This window comes from Paenibacillus piri (assembly GCF_004354045.1).
GTDB lineage: Bacteria > Bacillota > Bacilli > Paenibacillales > NBRC-103111 > Paenibacillus_S > Paenibacillus_S piri.
This window is the reverse complement of the sequence record NZ_SMRT01000020.1, coordinates 93,934-112,898: the sequence shown is the minus strand read 5'-3', so window position 1 is coordinate 112,898 and position 18,965 is coordinate 93,934. Positions and strand designations below refer to the sequence as shown.

At 53.8% G+C, this 18,965-nt stretch carries 16 protein-coding genes; 2 read left to right on the top strand and 14 right to left on the bottom strand.

Annotated features, from left to right (window positions below):
• Positions 1-56 precede the first annotated feature (56 nt).
• The 12 genes from E1757_RS29800 to E1757_RS29745 all read right to left on the bottom strand — a co-directional run bounded on the left by E1757_RS29800 (position 57) and on the right by E1757_RS29745 (position 14,750).
• Entirely contained in the window at positions 57-1,016 is a 960-nt protein-coding gene (locus tag E1757_RS29800) for an ABC transporter permease (protein ID WP_133235135.1), read from the bottom strand.
• Between the two features lie 117 nt (positions 1,017-1,133).
• Positions 1,134-2,639 carry an extracellular solute-binding protein gene (locus E1757_RS29795; RefSeq protein ID WP_165972354.1) on the bottom strand — a complete coding sequence of 502 codons (1,506 nt, stop codon included), beginning with the start codon at positions 2,637-2,639 and terminating at the stop codon, positions 1,134-1,136.
• Between the two features lie 27 nt (positions 2,640-2,666).
• The gene (locus tag E1757_RS29790; RefSeq protein ID WP_165972353.1) at positions 2,667-3,698 is read right to left on the bottom strand and encodes an Ldh family oxidoreductase; all 1,032 of its coding nucleotides are present in this window, start codon (positions 3,696-3,698) and stop codon (positions 2,667-2,669) included.
• Positions 3,699-3,722: 24 nt separating this feature from the next.
• Complete coding sequence (locus E1757_RS29785; RefSeq protein WP_133235129.1) at positions 3,723-5,006, bottom strand: hypothetical protein; 1,284 nt, start codon at positions 5,004-5,006, stop codon at positions 3,723-3,725.
• Positions 5,007-5,043: 37 nt separating this feature from the next.
• Positions 5,044-6,096, bottom strand: coding sequence for an amidohydrolase family protein (locus tag E1757_RS29780; RefSeq protein ID WP_133235127.1), 1,053 nt, complete (start codon positions 6,094-6,096; stop codon positions 5,044-5,046).
• Positions 6,097-6,112: 16 nt separating this feature from the next.
• A complete protein-coding gene (locus E1757_RS29775) occupies positions 6,113-6,523 on the bottom strand; it encodes a Rieske (2Fe-2S) protein (protein ID WP_133235125.1) in 411 nt (136 codons plus the stop codon).
• Positions 6,524-6,567: 44 nt separating this feature from the next.
• Positions 6,568-7,683 carry an amidohydrolase family protein gene (locus tag E1757_RS29770; RefSeq protein WP_133235123.1) on the bottom strand — a complete coding sequence of 372 codons (1,116 nt, stop codon included), beginning with the start codon at positions 7,681-7,683 and terminating at the stop codon, positions 6,568-6,570.
• Positions 7,684-7,704: 21 nt separating this feature from the next.
• Positions 7,705-8,538 (bottom strand): phytanoyl-CoA dioxygenase family protein, encoded by an 834-nt coding sequence (locus E1757_RS29765; protein WP_133235121.1) that lies wholly within the window; start codon positions 8,536-8,538, stop codon positions 7,705-7,707.
• A gap of 165 nt (positions 8,539-8,703) precedes the next feature.
• Positions 8,704-9,477 carry a helix-turn-helix transcriptional regulator gene (locus tag E1757_RS29760; RefSeq protein ID WP_165972352.1) on the bottom strand — a complete coding sequence of 258 codons (774 nt, stop codon included), beginning with the start codon at positions 9,475-9,477 and terminating at the stop codon, positions 8,704-8,706.
• An 82-nt stretch (positions 9,478-9,559) separates the two neighbouring features.
• The gene (locus E1757_RS29755) at positions 9,560-11,338 is read right to left on the bottom strand and encodes a type 2 periplasmic-binding domain-containing protein (RefSeq protein WP_165972351.1); all 1,779 of its coding nucleotides are present in this window, start codon (positions 11,336-11,338) and stop codon (positions 9,560-9,562) included.
• Positions 11,339-11,472: 134 nt separating this feature from the next.
• Complete coding sequence (locus E1757_RS29750) at positions 11,473-13,275, bottom strand: sensor histidine kinase (protein WP_165972350.1); 1,803 nt, start codon at positions 13,273-13,275, stop codon at positions 11,473-11,475.
• Positions 13,272-14,750 (bottom strand): response regulator transcription factor, encoded by a 1,479-nt coding sequence (locus E1757_RS29745; RefSeq protein ID WP_165972349.1) that lies wholly within the window; start codon positions 14,748-14,750, stop codon positions 13,272-13,274. Before E1757_RS29745 ends, E1757_RS29750 begins: the two co-directional genes overlap by 4 nt.
• A gap of 234 nt (positions 14,751-14,984) precedes the next feature.
• Here E1757_RS29745 and E1757_RS29740 point away from each other — a divergent pair, with 234 nt between their 5' ends.
• Complete coding sequence (locus E1757_RS29740; RefSeq protein ID WP_133235111.1) at positions 14,985-15,833, top strand: AraC family transcriptional regulator; 849 nt, start codon at positions 14,985-14,987, stop codon at positions 15,831-15,833.
• A gap of 56 nt (positions 15,834-15,889) precedes the next feature.
• On the opposite strand, the gene E1757_RS29735 is transcribed toward E1757_RS29740, so the two are convergent.
• Complete coding sequence (locus E1757_RS29735; protein WP_133235109.1) at positions 15,890-16,903, bottom strand: phosphotransferase; 1,014 nt, start codon at positions 16,901-16,903, stop codon at positions 15,890-15,892.
• Positions 16,875-17,456 carry a serine/threonine-protein kinase gene (locus E1757_RS29730; RefSeq protein WP_133235107.1) on the bottom strand — a complete coding sequence of 194 codons (582 nt, stop codon included), beginning with the start codon at positions 17,454-17,456 and terminating at the stop codon, positions 16,875-16,877. The genes E1757_RS29735 and E1757_RS29730 overlap by 29 nt, the downstream gene beginning before the upstream one ends.
• Positions 17,457-17,634: 178 nt before the next feature.
• Here E1757_RS29730 and E1757_RS29725 point away from each other — a divergent pair, with 178 nt between their 5' ends.
• Complete coding sequence (locus tag E1757_RS29725; RefSeq protein WP_133235105.1) at positions 17,635-18,948, top strand: glycosyltransferase; 1,314 nt, start codon at positions 17,635-17,637, stop codon at positions 18,946-18,948.
• The last annotated feature ends 17 nt before the right edge of the window (positions 18,949-18,965 follow it).

Genomic DNA, 18,965 nt, shown 5'->3' with positions numbered 1-18,965 from the left:
AGAGTTTCGCTTTAGCGAAACTTACTTCGTAAGCACTTACTCCGTTTCGCAAGCTCTCAATAGATGCCCTCGTGGCCCATCTTTTTGACCACATAATTCGACGCCATCACGAGCGCCAAGCCGACGAGCCCTTTGAAGAAGCCGACAGCTACGCCGACGCTGTACATCCCGCGGAGTATGCCGTTGTTATACACATACGTATCGAACACGTCTCCGACATCGCGCACCAGCGGATTCATCATCAGCAGTACCTGCTCGAAGTTAACGTCGGTCATGTGCCCGAGCCGGAGTATAAGCAGGATGACAATCGTCGGCCGGATCGCCGGCAGCGTAACATGCCATATTTGCCTGAAACGGTTCGCTCCGTCCACCACTGCAGCCTCATAGCGCTCCGTATTGACTCCGGCAATCGCCGCCAGGAAAATAATCGTTCCCCAGCCCGCATCTTTCCAGATGCTCTGCGCCGTCAGCATCGCCCAGAACAAATTGACATCGTTTAAAAACGAATACGGCTCCAGACCGACAAGCCGGACGAGCTTGTTGACCAGCCCGACATCGACCGACAGCATAAAAAACGTCAAGCTGGCAATGACGACCCACGATAAAAAATGCGGCATATAAACCAGCGACTGGTTGATCCGTTTGAAAACTTCATGGCGCACCTCATTAAGCATAATCGCCAGCAAAATCGGCAGCGGGAAAAAGAACACGAGTCCGAAAATATTGATCAGCAGCGTATTTCGCAGCATAATATAGAAATGCTCGTCGGCGAACATCTCGTTAAAAAATTTCAAGCCGACCCAAGGGCTGTCGAAAAATCCGACGACCGGGTTATAGTCCTTAAAGGCGACCAGCAATCCCCACATCGGCACAAGCTTAAAAACGACGAAAAATAAAAATCCCGGCACGACCAGCAGGTACATATAGCGGTACTTGACATAATCGGACCAGATTGAGCGCGGGCGGACACGCGCTTTTACGACATTGCTATCCAATACGGCCTCCTGTGTTTTCATTCCGATGCTCCTTCCCATACACGGCTCTCGGCATGCTATGCCAAACAGCGACGGTCAACCGGCATGGCGCAGCGGCGCTCGAACCGGTTGACTGGCGCTGGCAATCTCGCATTCGGTCTATTTGCCGAAGTATTCCTTGTAGCTTTGCGCTTGCTCTATGAACGCTTTTTTCAAAGCCGGATTGTTTCTCAGCCCGTCGATATATTTTTTGTAATCGTCCATACTGATTTTGCCCATGATCGCTTCCGTTCTTTTCTTCTCGAATTCATCCGCATACTTTGGCCATTCCGCCGTCCAGGTGGAGGAGCGGATAATCCGGAACGGGTCGACCATCAGCGCATCGTAGGTGACCTTGACTTTTTCGCGGTTCGCCAAATCGACCTCGATCGGCGCCAGCGGGCTGTCGACTTTATCCCATTCGTTGCGCTTGATCGTGAACGGATCGTTCGTAAAGCTCTGGATTTCCTTCAAGCCGACGTCGGTCATCACGTATTTGCCGTTCTCGACTTTATGGTGGACCCCTTCGTAGCCGTAAAACAGCGCTTTGGAATTTTCGTCGCTCGCGGCGGTGTTGAACACGTCCAAAATTTTCTTCACTTTTTCTTCAGGCACGCTTTTCGGTATAAACAGGCCGCCGGTAAATCCCGGCTCCAAATAAGCTGCGGCGCCCCCCGGTCCTTTTATGTAAGGCACGATTTCCACCTGCGCCGTCGGCTTCAGCTTTTTGTTTTCCTGATCCATCCGGTATTGATGCCAGAAGTTTTTCGTATGGAGTACGGTTTTGCCGGCTGAAAAGAAATTGTCCGGCTCCGCGCCTTTGACAGCGGAAAACTCGGGCGACATCAGACCGTCTTTAAACAATTTGCGGTACCAATCCACCATGTCGGTATACGCATCGGACAAAATATTGCGGTAAAGCCCGCCCTCCGCGTTATACTGCGGGTTGGAGGAGCCGAACGCCGAAGCCATATTATCGAAAAACAGCGTGCCGATCAGCTTGCCGCTTGTATCCTTCGCTTTGATCTGCTTCAGGGCGTTGTACAGCTCATCCGTCGTCTTCGGCAGCGGCAGTCCGACCTCGTCCAGCAAATCTTTGCGGATCAAGTAGCCGGTATTGATCTGGGCTCTCGAGCGCGGAATAAAGTAATATGTGCCTTTGTACTTGGCGAATTTCCAGGCCGCTTCCGGCACATTTTTTTTCAGGTTCGGATATTTGCTCAGATCGCCCAGGAACGGGCCCAAATCCCAGAAAACCCCTTTGTCCACGGCATTCATCGTATTCACGTCATGCGGGTTTTGAGCCGATACGACGTCAGGCAGCTGCCCGGAAGCCAGCGCCAAATTCAGCTTTGTCTGGAACTCCGGATCGGGAATCCATTGAACGTCCATTTCCAGGTTGTTTTCCTTTTGAAAGCGCGTCCAAAATTGATTTTTCATATCCGGCACTTCGGCGAAGGTAGACACCATCGTACTGTATTTAAAAGGCTTGTTGGCCGCAGCCGGCGAATCTCCGCTGACTTTCCCGTCGCTGGCCGGCTGCGAGCCGGAACAGGCGGACAGGGCGGATGTCATGAACGCAACCGCCAGCAATGGAGCCGCTTTGCGAAACCCGTAACGCTTCATCCTCTTCATCCCCTTCTCATTATCGAATTAGAGCGGCTGAACCCCAAGCTTGGCGGACCATTCGTTCAGCCGGGCGAGCAGCGGCTCCTTCAGCTCGATGGCTCCGGCGCCGATCATTTCGTTCCGGCTGCGCGCCGAACGTTGACCGGGCAGCTGCAGGCCGGATGCTCTCGCTTCCATCCGCTCCGCCAGCTCGGTCGTCCGGCGCCGGAACCGCCGCGCTCCGAGCAGGCCGTCCGCCTTGATGCAGATGGCGGTATGCGACGGCATGCCGACAAGTCCGGTGCCGTCCTGCGGCTCGTCGATGATTTGGCCGTCGGCCAATATGCCGGTGATGATCTCGCCCAGGATCGTCAATCCGAATCCTTTGTGGGCGCCGATCGGCTGCCGGGTTCCTTTGGCAATAGCGGCCGGGTCGCCGGTCGGCCTTCCTTCCGAGTCCAGTCCCCAGTGGGCGGGGACGCTTTCGCCGGCTTCCGCCTTTTCGGCGAGTACGCCGTTCGAGGCGTACGCAAGACAGGCGTCGAACATAATGTGGCAATCGTTTTCGGTCGGCACCGCATAGCCCATCGGACTCGTACCGATCACTTTTTCCTTTCGGCCGGGCGCCCCCATCGTAGGCGCGCCCCGCGTCACGATATAGCCGATATAGCCGCGCTCCGCAGCTGTCTCTACATACGGTGTCGAGGCTAAAATATGGTTTGAATTGCGGATCGCGCAAAGCCCGATCCCGTGCTCGTCGGCAAGCTGCTCCGCCCGTCTCATGATGAACATGCCGCCCAGCTCGCCCAGACCGTTATCCCCTTCATAATTTTCCAACGCCGCATACTTGTTGATTATCGTCATGTTCGGATTCGGATTCACTTTGCCGGCGGCAAGCGCGGCAAGTCTTCCCGGAAGCTCGTAAATATCGTGATGACTGACGCCACGATAGGTGGCCCTCATGAAAACGTCGGTTACAATCGCGGCATGGTCAACCTGTAAACCGGAAGCCCGCAGCAGTTCATTCGTCAATCGTTGCAGCTCCGGCAACGCGACGCGTACAGCAGCACCAGACAAGTCCAGCCCTCCTTCAAATATGACTCAGTACAGCCTCATTTCGGATTGTTCCATCGCTGATTTGACCGCTTGCAAGCGGGAAAGCGTAGCCTCGTCATAATGCCCTAACGATAAACCGTCGACCCCCAGATTGCTGATCAGCTTGACGCTTTGCTTAATAATGTCCTCGTTGCTTTCGCCTCTCACGTTCGGCCTGACGTCGATCGCGGCTATCACATCTTTTTCGTAGCCGATGCCGCTGCGTATTTTCAGAATTTTCTGTCTCTTGGCGGCAAGCTGATCCGGATTTCCCCACATTTCCGAATAGTCGGATTCGCGGATCGAATCGATATACGGGCGGATGGCGGCAAAATCGAGACCGGACAGCTCCGGATACTTTAAATAGGTGTTATAGCGGAATTCCGCCAGCGGGTTGGCCGATTTCACCGCCTCGTAAATGTCGCGGAACAACGAGGTGATGCTCTTTTGCCGGAATTCAAGCCACTGGTACAACGACGGCACCCGCAGCAGCAATGCGGTCGCCGGCAGGCTGCTTTGCTCCAGCAGCTTTTTCCCCATCGCGTCGGTTAATTCCGCGCCGCTGCGGATTTGGTTCAACTGCCGCAGATCGGAGACGATCCGCTCCCAATCATATCCCATCGCTATCGCTTTTGCCCTGCACGCTTCGCAGAAGCAGCCGCCGTCAACCGTGTTCAGCAGCACGTGCAGCTCTTTCTCGTCGGCTACGGCATGATTATGCCAGCCCATTTTACCGCCTTCGGCAAACAGGATGAGACAGCTCTGGATAAAATCGACATCATGCGTCTTGACCGAGCTGTGGAACAGCCCACGGATGTATTCGCGGACATGGTCGTGATTCGGACAAAGCAGGCTCAGCATCGTGCCGTCGATTTTGCGCTGCATCAAATACGGAAAATCCCGCCGGGCAATCTTCGCATCGAAAATCGTATGGGAAATCTCGACGCCGACCTTCTTCTTCCTGCTGCGAGCGCTGGCGATCAGCGTATCGAGCCAATCCGTTTCTTTCAAAAAATCGACCGAGCTGTAAATCGGCTTGAGCGGCGTATTCGTAAAATCGGCCTGATCCAGCCTGTAATATACGCAGCTGTCTTCCGGCATGTAAAACTTGCGCTTCGGATTATGCGGGTAATACAATTCCCTGAGCGGCCGCTTCTCCTTGTGCATGATCCCGACCAAATAAACGCTGTTCACATTCGCATGCTCCGCCAACGTATCCACGCAATGGTCGACGCCCTCGTCGTGAAGATCCCACGGATATAAGCTGGCCGCTACTTCTTTAATCAACATATTTTCCGCTCCTTTCCTGTCAGCTCTGAACCGAAGGCTACAGCCCGTACAGCTCTCTCGCATTGCCGGAAAAAATGCGCCGATGCAGCTCTTCCGGCAATTTCGGAAACGCAAATTGCGGCGAATCGAAATCCCAATGCGGATAATCGCTGGAAAACATCAAAATATGCTCCGCATCCATCGCCTCCAGCGTGTGGAGCAAAAATTTGTCCTGGTCCGGACGCTCCAACGGCTGGGAGGTGATGCGCACATGGTCGCGCAAATATTCGCTCGGCCGCTTTTTCAGCCACGGCACCTCGAAGCGAAGCGCCTTGTACTCGGCATCCAGCCGCCACATCAAAGCCGGCAGCCAAGCGACGCCGCCCTCGACGAGCACGATTTTCAGCCCGGGAAACCGTTCGAATACACCCTCGGTCAACAAGCTGACCAGATGCGCCTGAAAGCTCAGCGACAAGCATGTATGCCATTCAATATAATGCGTCGGGTAACCGGGCGTAGGCTGGACGTTGATCCCCATCCCGTCCGTGCCCGGATGAATCGCAAACGGCAGCCCATGCCGCTCGCAGGCGGCATAAATCGGGTAATATTGGCGCTGACCGAACGGCGCCCGCGCGCCGGAGTCCGTCATCACCTGGACAAAATGGGGATGACCTGCCCAACGATCGATCTCGGCCGCAGCCGCCGACGGGTCCTGGTGGGCGATCGTAATCGAGCCTTTGAAGACGCCGTCGCGGTTGTATTCGCCGAGCCAGGTGGCGGCCAGCCATTCGTTGTAAGCCGCCGCTACGGCCGTCCCGAAATCAGGATCGGGCAGCAGATTGCAAAAGGCGCGGGGCATTAAAATGCAGTGATCGATCCCGTATTTGTCGATGTGCTGCTCTCTTAAAAAATCGGGGTCGGAGCCGCCGGGACCACCTCCGGGCGGACTCGAATCCAGCCGTTCGCCGTGTACCGGGTTTCCGTAGAAGCCTCTGCCGCTTCCGTTGTAACGGTCCTTCCACGGCTGCTCCAAATAAGCTTTGATTTCATCTTTCGATTTCGGATACGGATGTACGTCGCAATCGATAATTCCCGGTTTTGACCGTGCCAATGGTTGTCGCCCTCCTTTATCGGTTGATCGTTACAATGACGCGCTCTTCCTCCACGTCGACCGGAAACGTCTCCAGCTTGGGCGCTTCCTCCTCTGCCTGACCTACCTCCACCTCGTACGTTTTCACCCAGCAGCGGTTCGGGTCGAACAGCGAATGCCCGTTCGTCAGATCGAACTCCCAGCCATGCCACGGGCAGCGTATAATTTCGCCTTCCCGACCGTACTTGAATTCGCCGGGCTTGGTCGGAAGCGTCGTTCCCGACACCTTGCCCACGCATAACGGCGCCTGCTGATGCGGGCAGCTGTTTTTGACGGCATAGTAGCTGCCGTTCACATTAAAGACCCCTATGGAAATTCCTTCCAACGACACAATCTTTTTTTGCCCGGGTATAAGCTCCCGTGTGCTTCCAATGATATGTTTAGCCATTTTGCAAACTCCTTCCGAACGCCGGATCGGCTTTTGATCTGCAATTATTGCTGCAAGCCGTAAAATTGCTCCGCATTTTCAAAAAAGATGCGGTTGTACAGCTTCTCCGGAAGCTTCGGAAAAGCGAGCTTCGGATTGTCGAAATCCCAATGCGGGTAGTCGCTCGAAAACATCAGCAGATGCTCGGCATCCATCATCCGCAGCATTTGCAGCAGGTCTTCGTCGTTTTCCGGCCGTTCGAGCGGCTGCGACGTGAGGCGTACATGGTCGCGCAAATATTCGCTCGGCCGTTTCTTCACCCACGGAATCTCGACCCGCAGCGCCTTGTATTCCATATCGAGCCGCCACATTAAAGGAACGAGCCAGGTGGAGCTGCCCTCGACCAGCACTATCCGCAGGTCGGGGTAACGCTCGAACGTGCCTTCCGTCAAGAGGCTGACCAGATGCGCCTGGAAGCTGAGCGACATGCACGTATGCCATTCGATATAATGGCTCGGATTGCCGGGCGACGGCAAAATGTTGATGCCGATCCCGTCGAGGCCGGGATGAATCGCGAGCGGCAGATTATGACGGCAGCACGCCTCATAGATCGGATGGAAATTGCGGTGCCCGAGCAAAAATCTCGCTCCCGAATCCGTCGTCACCTGGATGTTGTGTTTATGATGCGCCCAGCGGTCGATCTCCTGGGCCGCATAAACCGGATCGCTGTGATTGATCACGATCGAGGACTTAAAAACCCCGTCCGGATTATCCGGGCCGATCCACGTATCCGCGATCCACTCGTTATGAGCGGAGGCAATCGCGTTGCCATAATCGAGATCCGGGAACTGGCAGCTGTTTTCGCGCGGAATAAGAATCGCGGTTTTAATGTTGTTCGGTTCGATCAGCTGTTTCCGTACAAAATCCGGATCGGACCCCGCCGGTCCGCCGCCGGGCGGATGCGAATCCTGACGCATGCCGTGGAACGGGTTGTTGTAGAACAACCCGCGCCCGCCTCCGCGGAACCGGTCCCGCCAATATTTGGGCATATACTGCTTGATTTGATCCAGACTTTTCGGAATCGGATGTACATCGCAATCGATGATGCCCGGCTTCACCCGTTTCCGTTCCGGCTTCCCGCCGGCCGAAGTCTGCATCACCGCTTCTTCGTTAACGGACATACCGCTTGGACCTCCCTTCAGTTATTTCACTTCTGCCGCAGCATATTCTTTCAGCCATTCGCGCAGCGGCACATCCTCGTCCGTCGGCGTATAATAGCCGTTGCAATTCGTTCCCGCTCCGAGCAGCTGGCGGCGGATCGGGTCGGATTTGGACCAGAGGCTCTGCACCGTCATATCGTCCTTCGTCCGAATCCAGCGATAGCCATAGCCGTAAAACAGCACCTTGCACGTAAGCTCCGACCAGTTCGGGCTGGCCGCATGCCAGAGACGGCGGTCGAAAAATACGACGGTGCCGGGCTTCACGCATACCGGGATGGCCCCTTCCAGCTGGCCGAAGCCGCCTTCCGGACGCTGCATCGTATTGTTCAAGTGGCTGTTCGGCACGATCCAGAAGTTGCCGCGTCCCGGCTCAGCCAAGTCCGACAGGAAATAAGCTACCTTGAGCGACATCCGCGGACGTGGCTCGGTCTCCATCTCCACGTTCATCCGGCCGCTGTCCTGATGCCAACCGAACGTTTTATCCGACGGCTGTTGGCCGCTCGGCGGGGTCACAATCATGTGAGCATGGTACAAATAAATATTCCAGCCGAGAATGCCCCACACCTTCGGCAGTACTTTTTCATAATCGACCAGATCGAGAAACAGCTCGTGATCCGGAATAAAGTTCGGGTGAAACATCGCCTTGCTCGGATCGTGTCCCGCTTTTACATGTTCGCCGAAAATTCGGTCGACCTCCGCCGTTAAAGCCGCGACATGCTCGGGAGACAACACATTTTCCATAATTAAATATCCGGTTTCGTCAAAAGCTTTGCGTTCTTCCTCAGTCAAAGCGTATTGCAAGCATGTTTGTTCCATACGGCATTCCCTCCGTTATCAAAATGGCAGCGGGCCCGGCCGGGGATCCCTTGTTCATCCCTGCAGCCTTAGCATAATTGAATTTTCCGCTCGCAGCCATTAACGATCTCCGGCCATTTGTATAATCCTACGAAAAATCGGAACATTTTTGGGCTCTCTTGCGTTTCAGCCCGATTGCTCGCTTAAAAAGTCGGTAGGAGAGCAGCCGCTCAGCTTGCGGAACACCCGGTTGAAATAGGCCTGATCGCAAAAGCCTGTTTCCTCGGATATTTCACGGATCGACATGCCTTTGGACAACATCATGTCCTTGGCCATCGAAATTCGCACGTCATGCAAATATTCGATCGGCGTAAAGCCTGTCACCTCTTTAAAAATGCTGGAGATGTAGTTCGGCGTTTTTCCCGCATATTCGGACAGCTCCTGCAGCTTGATCGGCCGGTTGTAATGCTTGAGAATGTAGTTTTTCATTTCCTTCACGAGCTTCATTTTTTTAGAGCCGACCTCCTCGGCGTCGAGATCGTAATTGACCATGCCGAGCATTTCCAACAGGATGGCGTGGCACATCGTGTCGAGATAAGCGCCTTTCATCAGCCAGTGGTGATTAAGCAGCGAAAATCGTTGTTTAAAGTAAGGGAAGTTTTGGATTTTCAGCTTGAACGTCTGCTTTTTTTCCAGAATCGGCAGCGGAACCGGATCGTCGCCGCGCACGCCGAAAAACGTCGCATACCGCTGATGAACCTCAATGGCGCTTGCGCTGCGCACGGAGCCCGCCGGCACAAACAGCACATCGCCTTTTTGCAGCGGGATGGTCCTGCCGTCCACCCAATAAATCAGCCGTCCGCTTGTGATGAGCACCAGCAGATGGTACGGGCTGGACAAATGGCTGATGGTCCACTTGCTGTCCAAGTCTTTTACATAGCTTGTTTGAAGCTCCAACATATGCAACCGTCCCTTCCAGGCTTGATCGTTTTCGCCGGCCGTATCCCCGCAGCAACCACTGCCGAATGTCCGCCGGCACCGTCTAAAACATGAGCTTATAGCTGTCCGCAAACTGTTTGAAAGCAAGCTTGAATTCGGGCTTTTCCCTGTACTTCCTGACAAATTCCTCATACTCGCTCATCGGAATCAAACCCATGACCGCCTGGGTGCGAATGGCGATATAATCGTCCTCCACCTTCGGCCATTCCTTCAGCCATGCCGCCGAGCGAATGACGCGGAACGGGTCGACCGCACGCTCCGCTTCATACAGCGTGGAGGCGGTTGCTTTCATCTTCTCGTTCCACGCTGCGGGTGCGGCAAAGTTCACAACCTTCTGCCATTCGTCATCGGCGTTCGGAAAAATTTGCATGACCGCGTTGCTGATTTCCTTTCCGGCAAGCTGCGTCGGCACCCTTTTTCCGTTCACCATGTCGAAATGAATGCCTTCAAAGCCTCGCAGCAGCTGGTCGGTCACGCGCGGATCCGCAGCCTGGTCGTACATGTGGAGAATGCGCAGCGCTTTGTCCTTCGGGACGCTCCGGGCAATGACAAAGCCCCCCGTGAATGCAATTCCGTATTCGCCGGAGTGTCCCCTGGGGCCGGTCAAATAAGTGATCACGCCGGCCTCGTAGCCGGGGTCGATTTTTTTCAATTCCTGATCGTATGTATAGCTGTGGTACATATTCCGCTCATAGGTAAGCGCCTTATCCGAACGGAACATATTTTCTTTGTCGCTGCCTTTCAATATGGCAAACTCCTTGGACATCAAGCCCATGCCGTATACATGACGGTACCATCTGACAAATTCGGTATAGCTGTCGGTCAAATATTTGTGGACGAGTCCGCCTTCGCTGTTATACACAGGCTCGAACCCGCCGAATGCGGTGTAAAACGATTCCTCAAAATGAAGTCCGATATAATGCTTATTCGGATTGGCGTCGACGATTTGCTTCAAAGCTCCGACGTATTCATCCAGTGTTCCGGGCTGGGACAGCCCGTGCTTGAGGAACAAATCGGGCCGCCAATGGAGCCCTCCGTCGAGCAGCGGACGAGCCCGGGGAATGACGTAATGTCTGCCCTCGATTTTCGTATAGTTCCAGGCGGTTGCAGAGATGTTATACTTCAAATTCGGAAACTGGCTCAAATCTCCCGCCAACTCGTTCAAGTCCCAGAACATCCCCTGCTTGACCGCCTTGTTGAACACACTGTCATTGACCGAGTTCAGCACCATCGCTTCCGGCAAATCGCCTGAGGCGAGCACCAGCCGCAATCTCCGGTCATAGTCATCCAGCGGAACGAATTCGGCCTGCAGCCTGACCTTGAACATTTGCTGGATGCGGGTCCAGAACCGGTTGTTCAAATCCGGCACCTCCAGCGGCGTGTTGGACAAGACGCGCAGCGTAAACGGCTCATTCGCGCTTGCCGCAGCCGGATTGTCGGCTTCATCCGGGTTCGCCTCGAGTTGGGCGGCGGGAACCGTCTGCTGTACGTACGGCTGTCCGGTCGAACTGCAGCCCGCCATGGCGGCAAGCATCAAGGCGAGCGACACGGCGGCCAGCCGGCCGGGCATGGTGCGTTTGCCCGGCTTCCTGCTCGCGCCGGACCTGATGCTTCCGCCCGGCTTGATGCGGTCACCGCATACGCTGCAATAGTCGGCTTCACTCCGTTCACCTGGACTGATGCTTTCACCGGCTTGACCGTACCGGTATCGCTGGACGCTTGAACCGTGCTCGCTTCGCCTGAAGCTTTGACCGTACCCGGACCGCTCGACACATTCGCCGGTCATATCGCTTTGTCCGCAATTACCTCGCTTGTCTTCCATACACATAACCCCTCCTTTTGATACCGAGAAAGCTTTTTACAAAAGAATTGCGAAATGCGTATATTTTAATTGTAACCGCTTTCCGAAATTGTGCTACTGCCTCGTTTCGGAACATGTGGTACTATTTTCGGAAATTATTCCGCACCGTTCTCCAGGATCGGAATGTGCACGAAAACCTGCGTCCCCTCATTGTCGATGCTGTTGATTTCGATGCCGTAAGGCTCTCCGAAGGCCAGCCGAATTCGCTGATGTATATTCAGCAGGCCGAGTCCCCGCGAGGCCATGTCGCCTTCATTCGGATCGGACGCCTGAAGCGATTGGCGCAGCTGCATCAGCTCCTCCGCCTTCATGCCTTTGCCGCTGTCGGCAATTTCGAAACGGATCGTCCGGCTTTCGGTTATGATTCCGGTCACGGTCAGGACGCCCTTCCCGTTTTTCCGTTCAAGTCCGTGATAGACGGCGTTTTCGACGACCGGCTGTAGAATCATTTTAGGCATCCGCTTATCCAATATTTGCTCGTCGATACGGATGTTCACGCTGAATTTATCCATAAACCGGATCGACATGATGCGCAAGTAGTCCTGGATGCACTCCAGCTCGTTGCGAATGCGGACAAAATTATCCTCCTTTATGCTGTACCTGAATATTTGGGCCATGGACGTCGATATTTCAACAATCTCCATCACCCGGCTCGCCAGCCCGATGCTGCGGATGCATTCCAACGTATTGTACAAAAAATGAGGATTGATCTGGCTTTGCAGAAACGACAGCTCGGCCTGCTTTTTGGCAATTTCCATCTGGTACAGCGAGGTTTTGGCTTGAATAAATTTTTCGTTCGTCTCATCGAGCTTGTCGAGCATTTTATTGATTTCCGCAGACAAAATGCCCATTTCGTTTTGAACCGGAAGCTTCAGCCGCTGCTTGCCCCCGTTGTTGCCGATGAAATTGACGAACCGCACGATCCGGCCAAACGGAATGGTGACACTGCGGATAAACAGCAGCCCCATGATGAAAATAAGCAGCGTCATTGCAGCTCCGATCATCAGCCCGACGTTGCGGATCCAGCGAAGCTCATCCGTCATTTCGTTCACCGGAATGAGGCTGACGATCTTCCAGTTGAGCAGCGCCATCTCTTTCACCTGAACATGGGTCAGCTTTTGATTGTAATCGATCTTGTGATCCTTGCTGTCGCTGCCGATTCCGTCCAGCAGGGCGGTATCGAACAAGCTGCCCTTCATCGCGCGTTCGTCCGCCGCCACGATCCTTTGCTCGTTATCCAAAATAAGCAGGAGCGAGCTGGGCGTCGCTTTAATGTCGGTTAAAATGCGGTCCAAAATTTCCGTTTTGTATACGACGATCACCATGCCCAGCTCAGCAAAATCGGCCGTATCGTTCAACGATGAGAAGACGGGATGGGCGTACAGATAGGCCGCCTTCTCCATTTTCTCCGAATTGTAAATTTTGCCGAAAAACTGCGATTCGGGGCGACGCATATCGGGACGGTACTTTTTCTCCAGCTCCTCCAAAATCATGTAATCGAACGGACTCGATGCGCCTGTAATATTGCGCTCCTTATCGACCAGTACGATCGATTCGATATTTTTGTTGGACGACTTGATTCCGGATGTAATTTCCAGCACATTTTTGTTCAGCTTCAGCCTGTAAATCGGATCGTCCGAGCCCATATAGTCGTGGATCACAGTGTTGTAGGAGGCGGCCAGAGCGGCGTCTTTAATGTCCTGGGAAAAGGAGGTCACATTTTCTTCTACCTGCCGAATCATTTTTGCGGTATGTACGTTTTCCTTGTCTTCAGCCAAACCGTAAAATTTACTATAATAATAGAGCTGCAGCGAAAAGATCATGAGGGTGGAAATACCGATCAACAGCAGCAGCTGCTTTCGCAGGTTCAAACGGGCGATAATTCGCATCCTTCTCATCCTCTGCCTTCTCCATAATATGGGGCCGTCTGGCTCTTCCGGTAATGCGATGGCGTAACGCCGTACCACTTCTTGAACACCTTGTTGAAATAGTGATAATCCTTGTAGCCGGCCTCCCGGCATATTTCCGAAATCGACATGTCGCTGTCCTTCAGCAGCCGACCCGCTTTATTCAGCCGCAGCCTGGTGACATAGTCGGTGAAAGTAACCTTCGCCGTCTTCTGGAACAAGTCGCAGCAGTACGTGTAATTGATGAAAAATTTGGCGGACAGCTCTCTCAAATGCAGCTCCTGCTCGAAATGGTCGTTCACATATTCCAGCAGTTCCTTGAAATTTTCATTGACGAAAGGATCCGGCTCCGGCGCAGCGGCGCCTGCCTCCGTCCGTATAAAATGGCTCAGACATGAACACAGCTCCTCCAGATTGCTGAATTTATGAACAAGCGCGCCGTAATCCATGAAGCTGAGCTCCTCGTTCGAATGAACCGATCCGCCGTTATACGTATGGTTAATCGTGGAAACGATCTGGTTCCACAAAAAGACCACATCCTTCATCCCGGCCCTCTCCGCCCGGAACAGCTCCGGCAGCCCGCCGAGCAATGCGCCGACCTGCTCGTCCGAACGTTGATGGATTGCGGTGCAAACGGCTTGTACCGTCTTGCGTACGGCGGCGGGCATTTCCTTGCTCTGCAAAAACGTCCCGCCAGCCGGATAAACAAACGAATCATGCATCGCCGTATGCGCCTCGCCGATCAGCTTCGGGATGTAATCGCAGGAGGCGGACACTTCGCTCACGCCGATGTGCAGTCCTTCCTTCGTCTGCGGCGCGGCCTGTTCGTAAGAGGCGGCAAGCAGCGGGTACCGGCTGTCCGTACAGCCTAATATTACGATCCGCTTGTTGGGATCGGCGTGGATGACAATGTGCTCCATCCCGCCGAACCACTCGGACGCCTCGGCAAGCTGTTCCCCTTCCCGTCCCGACATGTAGACAGCCTGATAGCGCTCCGCCGTTATCCCCCTGCTCCGGAGCAGCTGCCGGATTGCAGCGGCATCCGCATGCTGAAGCGATTCCAGCAGATCCAGTTCCTGCTGGTGGCCGCCCCTGTTCAGATGACGCAGAAGCCGCTCCAGCAAAGCGTCCGCTTCTTCGAATTGAAGCGGTTTCAATAAATAATCGAAGCAGCCGAGCCGGATCGATTCCTGCGCATAATGAAAATCGGATGCGCCGCTTATGATGACGAATTCCGATTGAATGCCCCGCTCTCTGCAGCGTTTCATCAAGTCGATACCCGAGCATTCCGGCATGCGTATATCGGTCATTACGACATCCGGCTTGTCCCGGATAATGATTTCGTACGCCTCCAGCGAATCCGTCGTTTCCGCCACAACCTGGAATCCGAGCTCCTCCCATTTGAACGTGCTGCGAATTCCTTTCAAGACCCAAGGCTCGTCATCGACGATCAATACACGATACATGCCGCATCCCCATTTCATGTATGAATGATTTGATGATTAGTGCGCCTGTTCACTTCGGGCGTTTCACATTCCAGTATGTATCAGCAAGTCCCGTCGTGTATAGATTATAGCGATTACCGGTTATTTTGCAAAGACAAGCGTACAAACGCCTGACGCTGCGCGGTTCAGTTTATGGGCAAGGAGATGGTATAATGGACGGGTATGGCATTAACGAGGAAATGTGGTGGAGGAACGATGCGTCAAGGCTGTGCTCCTTTCTTATTCGATTACCGGCGCACATCTGCTGCCGGCGCCTTCCGCGAAGTGTTTCATGCACATCTTGAGATGGAGTTCACTTACATTCACGAAGGCGAAGGACTGCTGATTATCGATGGGACCACCTATTCCATAGAGCCCGGCGCGCTGCTGATGTTTCAGCCGTTTCAGCTGCACCGCGTACAGATCCGGGCCGCATCCGGTTTTGTAAGAAGCCTGATCATGTTCGATCCCGCTATGCTTAAGCCTTATTGGGACAGCTTCCCGGCATTAAAGGGCTTTTTCCAGACGCTCAAGCAGCAGCCCGGCAGCAGCAGGCCCGTCCGTTCCGTAGCCGAGGGCGATCCGATCCTGGCGCTGCTGGAGCAATTTGACGATGCCCGGCAGCACCACGTTTCGAATGAAATTCATGAGGAATACATGTTTTTTCTGCTGAGCTTTTTGCGCCAATTCCGGCGCATCGGTCAGGCGGCCCATGAACAGCTTTCGGAGCCTTTGAGATACCGCCATCGGGCGGAAGAAGCGATGCAATGGATCGAGCGCCATTATCACGAGCCTTTCCGGCTGGAGCAAATGGCCGACGAGTTGCACCTGTCCCGCTACCATATCGCCCATTTGTTCAAGGAAGCGACGGGGACGACCATTTTGGCTTACGTCCAGGCGACCCGCATCCGTCATGCATGCGTACTGCTTACCCGGACCTCCTTGACGATCCCGGAAATCGGCGCAAGGACCGGCATTGCCAACCCGTCGTATTTTTGCAAAGTATTCCGCGAAGCGATGGGAACGACGCCGCACCAGTACCGGCTTCAGGTACAAAAGCCGTAGAGGCGGCGGCACCCGTGACATAAGGTTGATCGTTTGCCCGCAAGCAATTGCTGCAGTCAGGTCCCTGCTTCGTCCGCGGTAGCCAGCTCCGCAAACCTGCGTTCCCCATCCGCAAGCAGCCATTCGATCAAAGGCAGCTGTTTCCGGTACTGCCTACGCCATTTCTCATCCGGCTTCTCCGCGTATGCGGCATGACACAGAAAAAATAATGAGATCTTGGCAATAGCGACGGGAAGCATCCGGAGCTCCTCATCCGTCATACCCGAATACCCGTTGACGATCGGCCGCTCCAATCGGCTGGCGTGCCGGGGCAGCAGTATATAAACGGACCACAATGTATAGGCGATATCAAGAATGCGCTTGCCCGTCTGAATACAGTCGAAATCCAGCACGCACGCCACATCACCGGTTTCCGGCGCATACAATTGGTTCCACAGATGCCAGTCGCCGTGCAAAATCGCATCCGGCAGCCTGTCCTGCGACTGCTCCCACAGCTCGCCGATCCGCAAGGCCAGCTTCTCCGCTTTGTAAAGCTCATAGACCGGAATTTCCGGCAGCTCTTTCAGCCGGTCCAATGCCCTCGCGTAATAATCGGGCGCAGCATAAAACGACCATGCCGGCATCGGACCTTGTCCCGGCCTCTGCACCAGTTCCCGTCCGGCCGCTTGCAACGTTCGATGAAACCGGCTGAGCATAGCCGCGCTGCTATATGCCTGATTTGGGAAATTTTTGAAATCCCCCCCATGAATAAACGGCGTTACCTGCACCAGCTTCTCGTAAATCCGGCAATACGGCTCGCCGTCGACAGCCAATATGGGCGTTAACGCCGGGACGCCATACCGGTTCAGCGCCGCAAGCGCAAGTTGAACATATCGCAAATGCTCCTCCGTATTCGCTCGGCCCAAAATCCGGACGGCAAATTCGCCTTCGGTCGTCTCAATTTTGACATTCAGATTGAAGGAGCCTCCGAGCTTGCGACTCAAGCCTTTAAGCTTGCCGATCGGAAAGCTTTCGCAGACATGTTGTACAACATACAGAACATCAGTCGATATATGTCCGAAAGCTGCCATACCGATCGCTCCTTGTCCTCACATGGTCGATCCACTTCTCATACTTTTCACGGTCCAGCTCCTTCGCATGCTCCAGAAACACGGCCAGCAAGCCAAGCTTGAACAAGCCTTTGAACAGCACCTTCGGAATATCGTACACTCTGCTGTAGGCATGAACCAAATCGATGATTTTGCATACCTGCTTCGTTTGCGTCTCCTGAATAAAAATGTGAGCCAGCGCAATATCAATCCGCGTAAACCCCAAACGAGTCATTTCATCAATTATATATAAAATATGTCCGGACTGCTGCATAGTCAAGGCTCGTTTTTGGCGCAGCACCTTTTGCAGGCACTCCCCCTGAATATATTCCATGACGATATATTGCGGCCCGCAGCCGTACAGCTTCGGAATCAGCGGCGAGCCAGCGGCCATATGGTACGAACGGCATTCCAACCGCGCGTGGCGCTCGTTGACGTACCATTTTAAACAGCGGTCCGAGGAAAGCTTGTATACCGCTCCCTGCTTGCCGCGCCCTATCAAATCAGCGTCTGAAGGTACATGATGCATATCCAAGCAAGCCACCACCTCTTCGCTTCGTCCTATCTTATACCTTATTCGATCAAAACCGAAAAGAATACGGGGTATTACGGGATTTCATCGTCATTTGGCGAAATTCCACGAATGTACATATCATCCATTCACCTAATCACATATGCTTAACAATGAGATGCAAACGAATGGAGGTGATTCCGTGCCGAAAAAAAAACGGAACACATCGAAAAGCGGCTCATTGCCCGTAAAGAAAAAGCCCGCCTCGATGATGCTGAACAAGCTCCACGACCTTACCCCCATCCATTTGGAAGCCCCTATTATTATAAGCCGTTCCGTTCCTATGCGTATCTTGATGGTTATAGACCAATTCAATATTGGCGGTACGGAAACCTATTCACTTTCCATAGCCAGAGAGCTCGTCAGAAAGGGCGCCACCGTTGTAATCGCCGGTAAAAGAGGCAAGCTGCTCGACCATTTTCTTGGACTCGGCTGTCCTTACTACGAGATCGATTTTGTGCTTGATAATCATCAAGCCGATCACAAAAATTTGATTCCCCATTTGAATTTGTTGACATCCGTGATGTTGACCGAACGCATCGATCTTGTCCACTGCCATCAAATTCCGTCCGGACGCCTGGCTCTGCGAGCTGCCGCGCAATTGCACGTTCCCTTCGTGTTTACGGCTCACGGCACTTACTACGACCGGGATTTTTTGCAGCAGCTGCTGCAGGCGGGAGCCGCTCTCACTTGTGTAAGTCCATCCATCCAACGGCTGCTGCAAGCAAAGGGAATCAACGCCAAGCTGATCGCCAACGGGCTTGATGACCGGGAATATCATGCTTACGATCAAGCTTATCTCGATCATTTCCGTTCAAAACTCGGAATTCCCGCGGATGCGGCCGTTGTATTATATGCAGGCCGGCTTTCGTGGGAAAAGGGGGACATCTGCGAGGAAATCATTCATACCGTATCGGCCATGCGCAGCAGCGGTTATGCGAAGCTGCATTTGATCATTGCGGGAGGAGGCAGCAAACAGGCCGCCCTGTTCCAATTGGCTCAAGAGAAGCGGCTGTTGTCGGATGCGCCGTTCATTCACTGTACGGGCGAAGTACTGAATATGGCCTTATACTATTCGGTGAGCGATTGTGTGATCGGCACCGGAAGGGTCGCGCTGGAAGCGATGTCGTGCGAACGGCCGCTGATTGCGGTAGGGAGCAGAGGATTTCTCGGAATCGTGAATCCCGACAACTACGAGAAAGCATGGGACAGCTGGTTCGCCGACCATGATGCAGACCAGAAGCTGACCCGCGCCCTGCTGGCCGACCATTTGAAAGCAGTGTTGCTCATGGACCCGCAGGCCAGGCTAAAGCTCGTTAGGAAAGGAAAAAAATTCATCATAAACCGGTTTCCGATTCATGACACTGTTGAGCCGCTATTGGACGTTTATTACAGTTCCATGAGCCATAGAACAGCGCAAAACGGCCAGGATGCGTTACGTAAAAGCAGTGATTAACTATTAACATGTTATGG

Excerpts from the sequence above, each read along its gene's own strand:
- E1757_RS29785 (WP_133235129.1), bottom strand. The coding sequence starts at position 5,006 with ATGTTGATTAAAGAAGTAGCGGCCAGCTTATATCCGTGGGATCTTCAC.
- E1757_RS29760 (WP_165972352.1), bottom strand. The coding sequence starts at position 9,477 with ATGTTGGAGCTTCAAACAAGCTATGTAAAAGACTTGGACAGCAAGTGG.
- E1757_RS29745 (WP_165972349.1), bottom strand. The coding sequence starts at position 14,750 with ATGTATCGTGTATTGATCGTCGATGACGAGCCTTGGGTCTTGAAAGGA.
- E1757_RS29775 (WP_133235125.1), bottom strand. The coding sequence starts at position 6,523 with ATGGCTAAACATATCATTGGAAGCACACGGGAGCTTATACCCGGGCAA.
- E1757_RS29765 (WP_133235121.1), bottom strand. The coding sequence starts at position 8,538 with ATGGAACAAACATGCTTGCAATACGCTTTGACTGAGGAAGAACGCAAA.
- E1757_RS29750 (WP_165972350.1), bottom strand. The coding sequence starts at position 13,275 with ATGAGAAGGATGCGAATTATCGCCCGTTTGAACCTGCGAAAGCAGCTG.
- E1757_RS29795 (WP_165972354.1), bottom strand. The coding sequence starts at position 2,639 with ATGAAGCGTTACGGGTTTCGCAAAGCGGCTCCATTGCTGGCGGTTGCG.
- E1757_RS29740 (WP_133235111.1), top strand. The coding sequence starts at position 14,985 with ATGCGTCAAGGCTGTGCTCCTTTCTTATTCGATTACCGGCGCACATCT.
- E1757_RS29735 (WP_133235109.1), bottom strand. The coding sequence starts at position 16,903 with ATGGCAGCTTTCGGACATATATCGACTGATGTTCTGTATGTTGTACAA.
- E1757_RS29800 (WP_133235135.1), bottom strand. The coding sequence starts at position 1,016 with ATGAAAACACAGGAGGCCGTATTGGATAGCAATGTCGTAAAAGCGCGT.
- E1757_RS29755 (WP_165972351.1), bottom strand. The coding sequence starts at position 11,338 with ATGGAAGACAAGCGAGGTAATTGCGGACAAAGCGATATGACCGGCGAA.
- E1757_RS29770 (WP_133235123.1), bottom strand. The coding sequence starts at position 7,683 with ATGTCCGTTAACGAAGAAGCGGTGATGCAGACTTCGGCCGGCGGGAAG.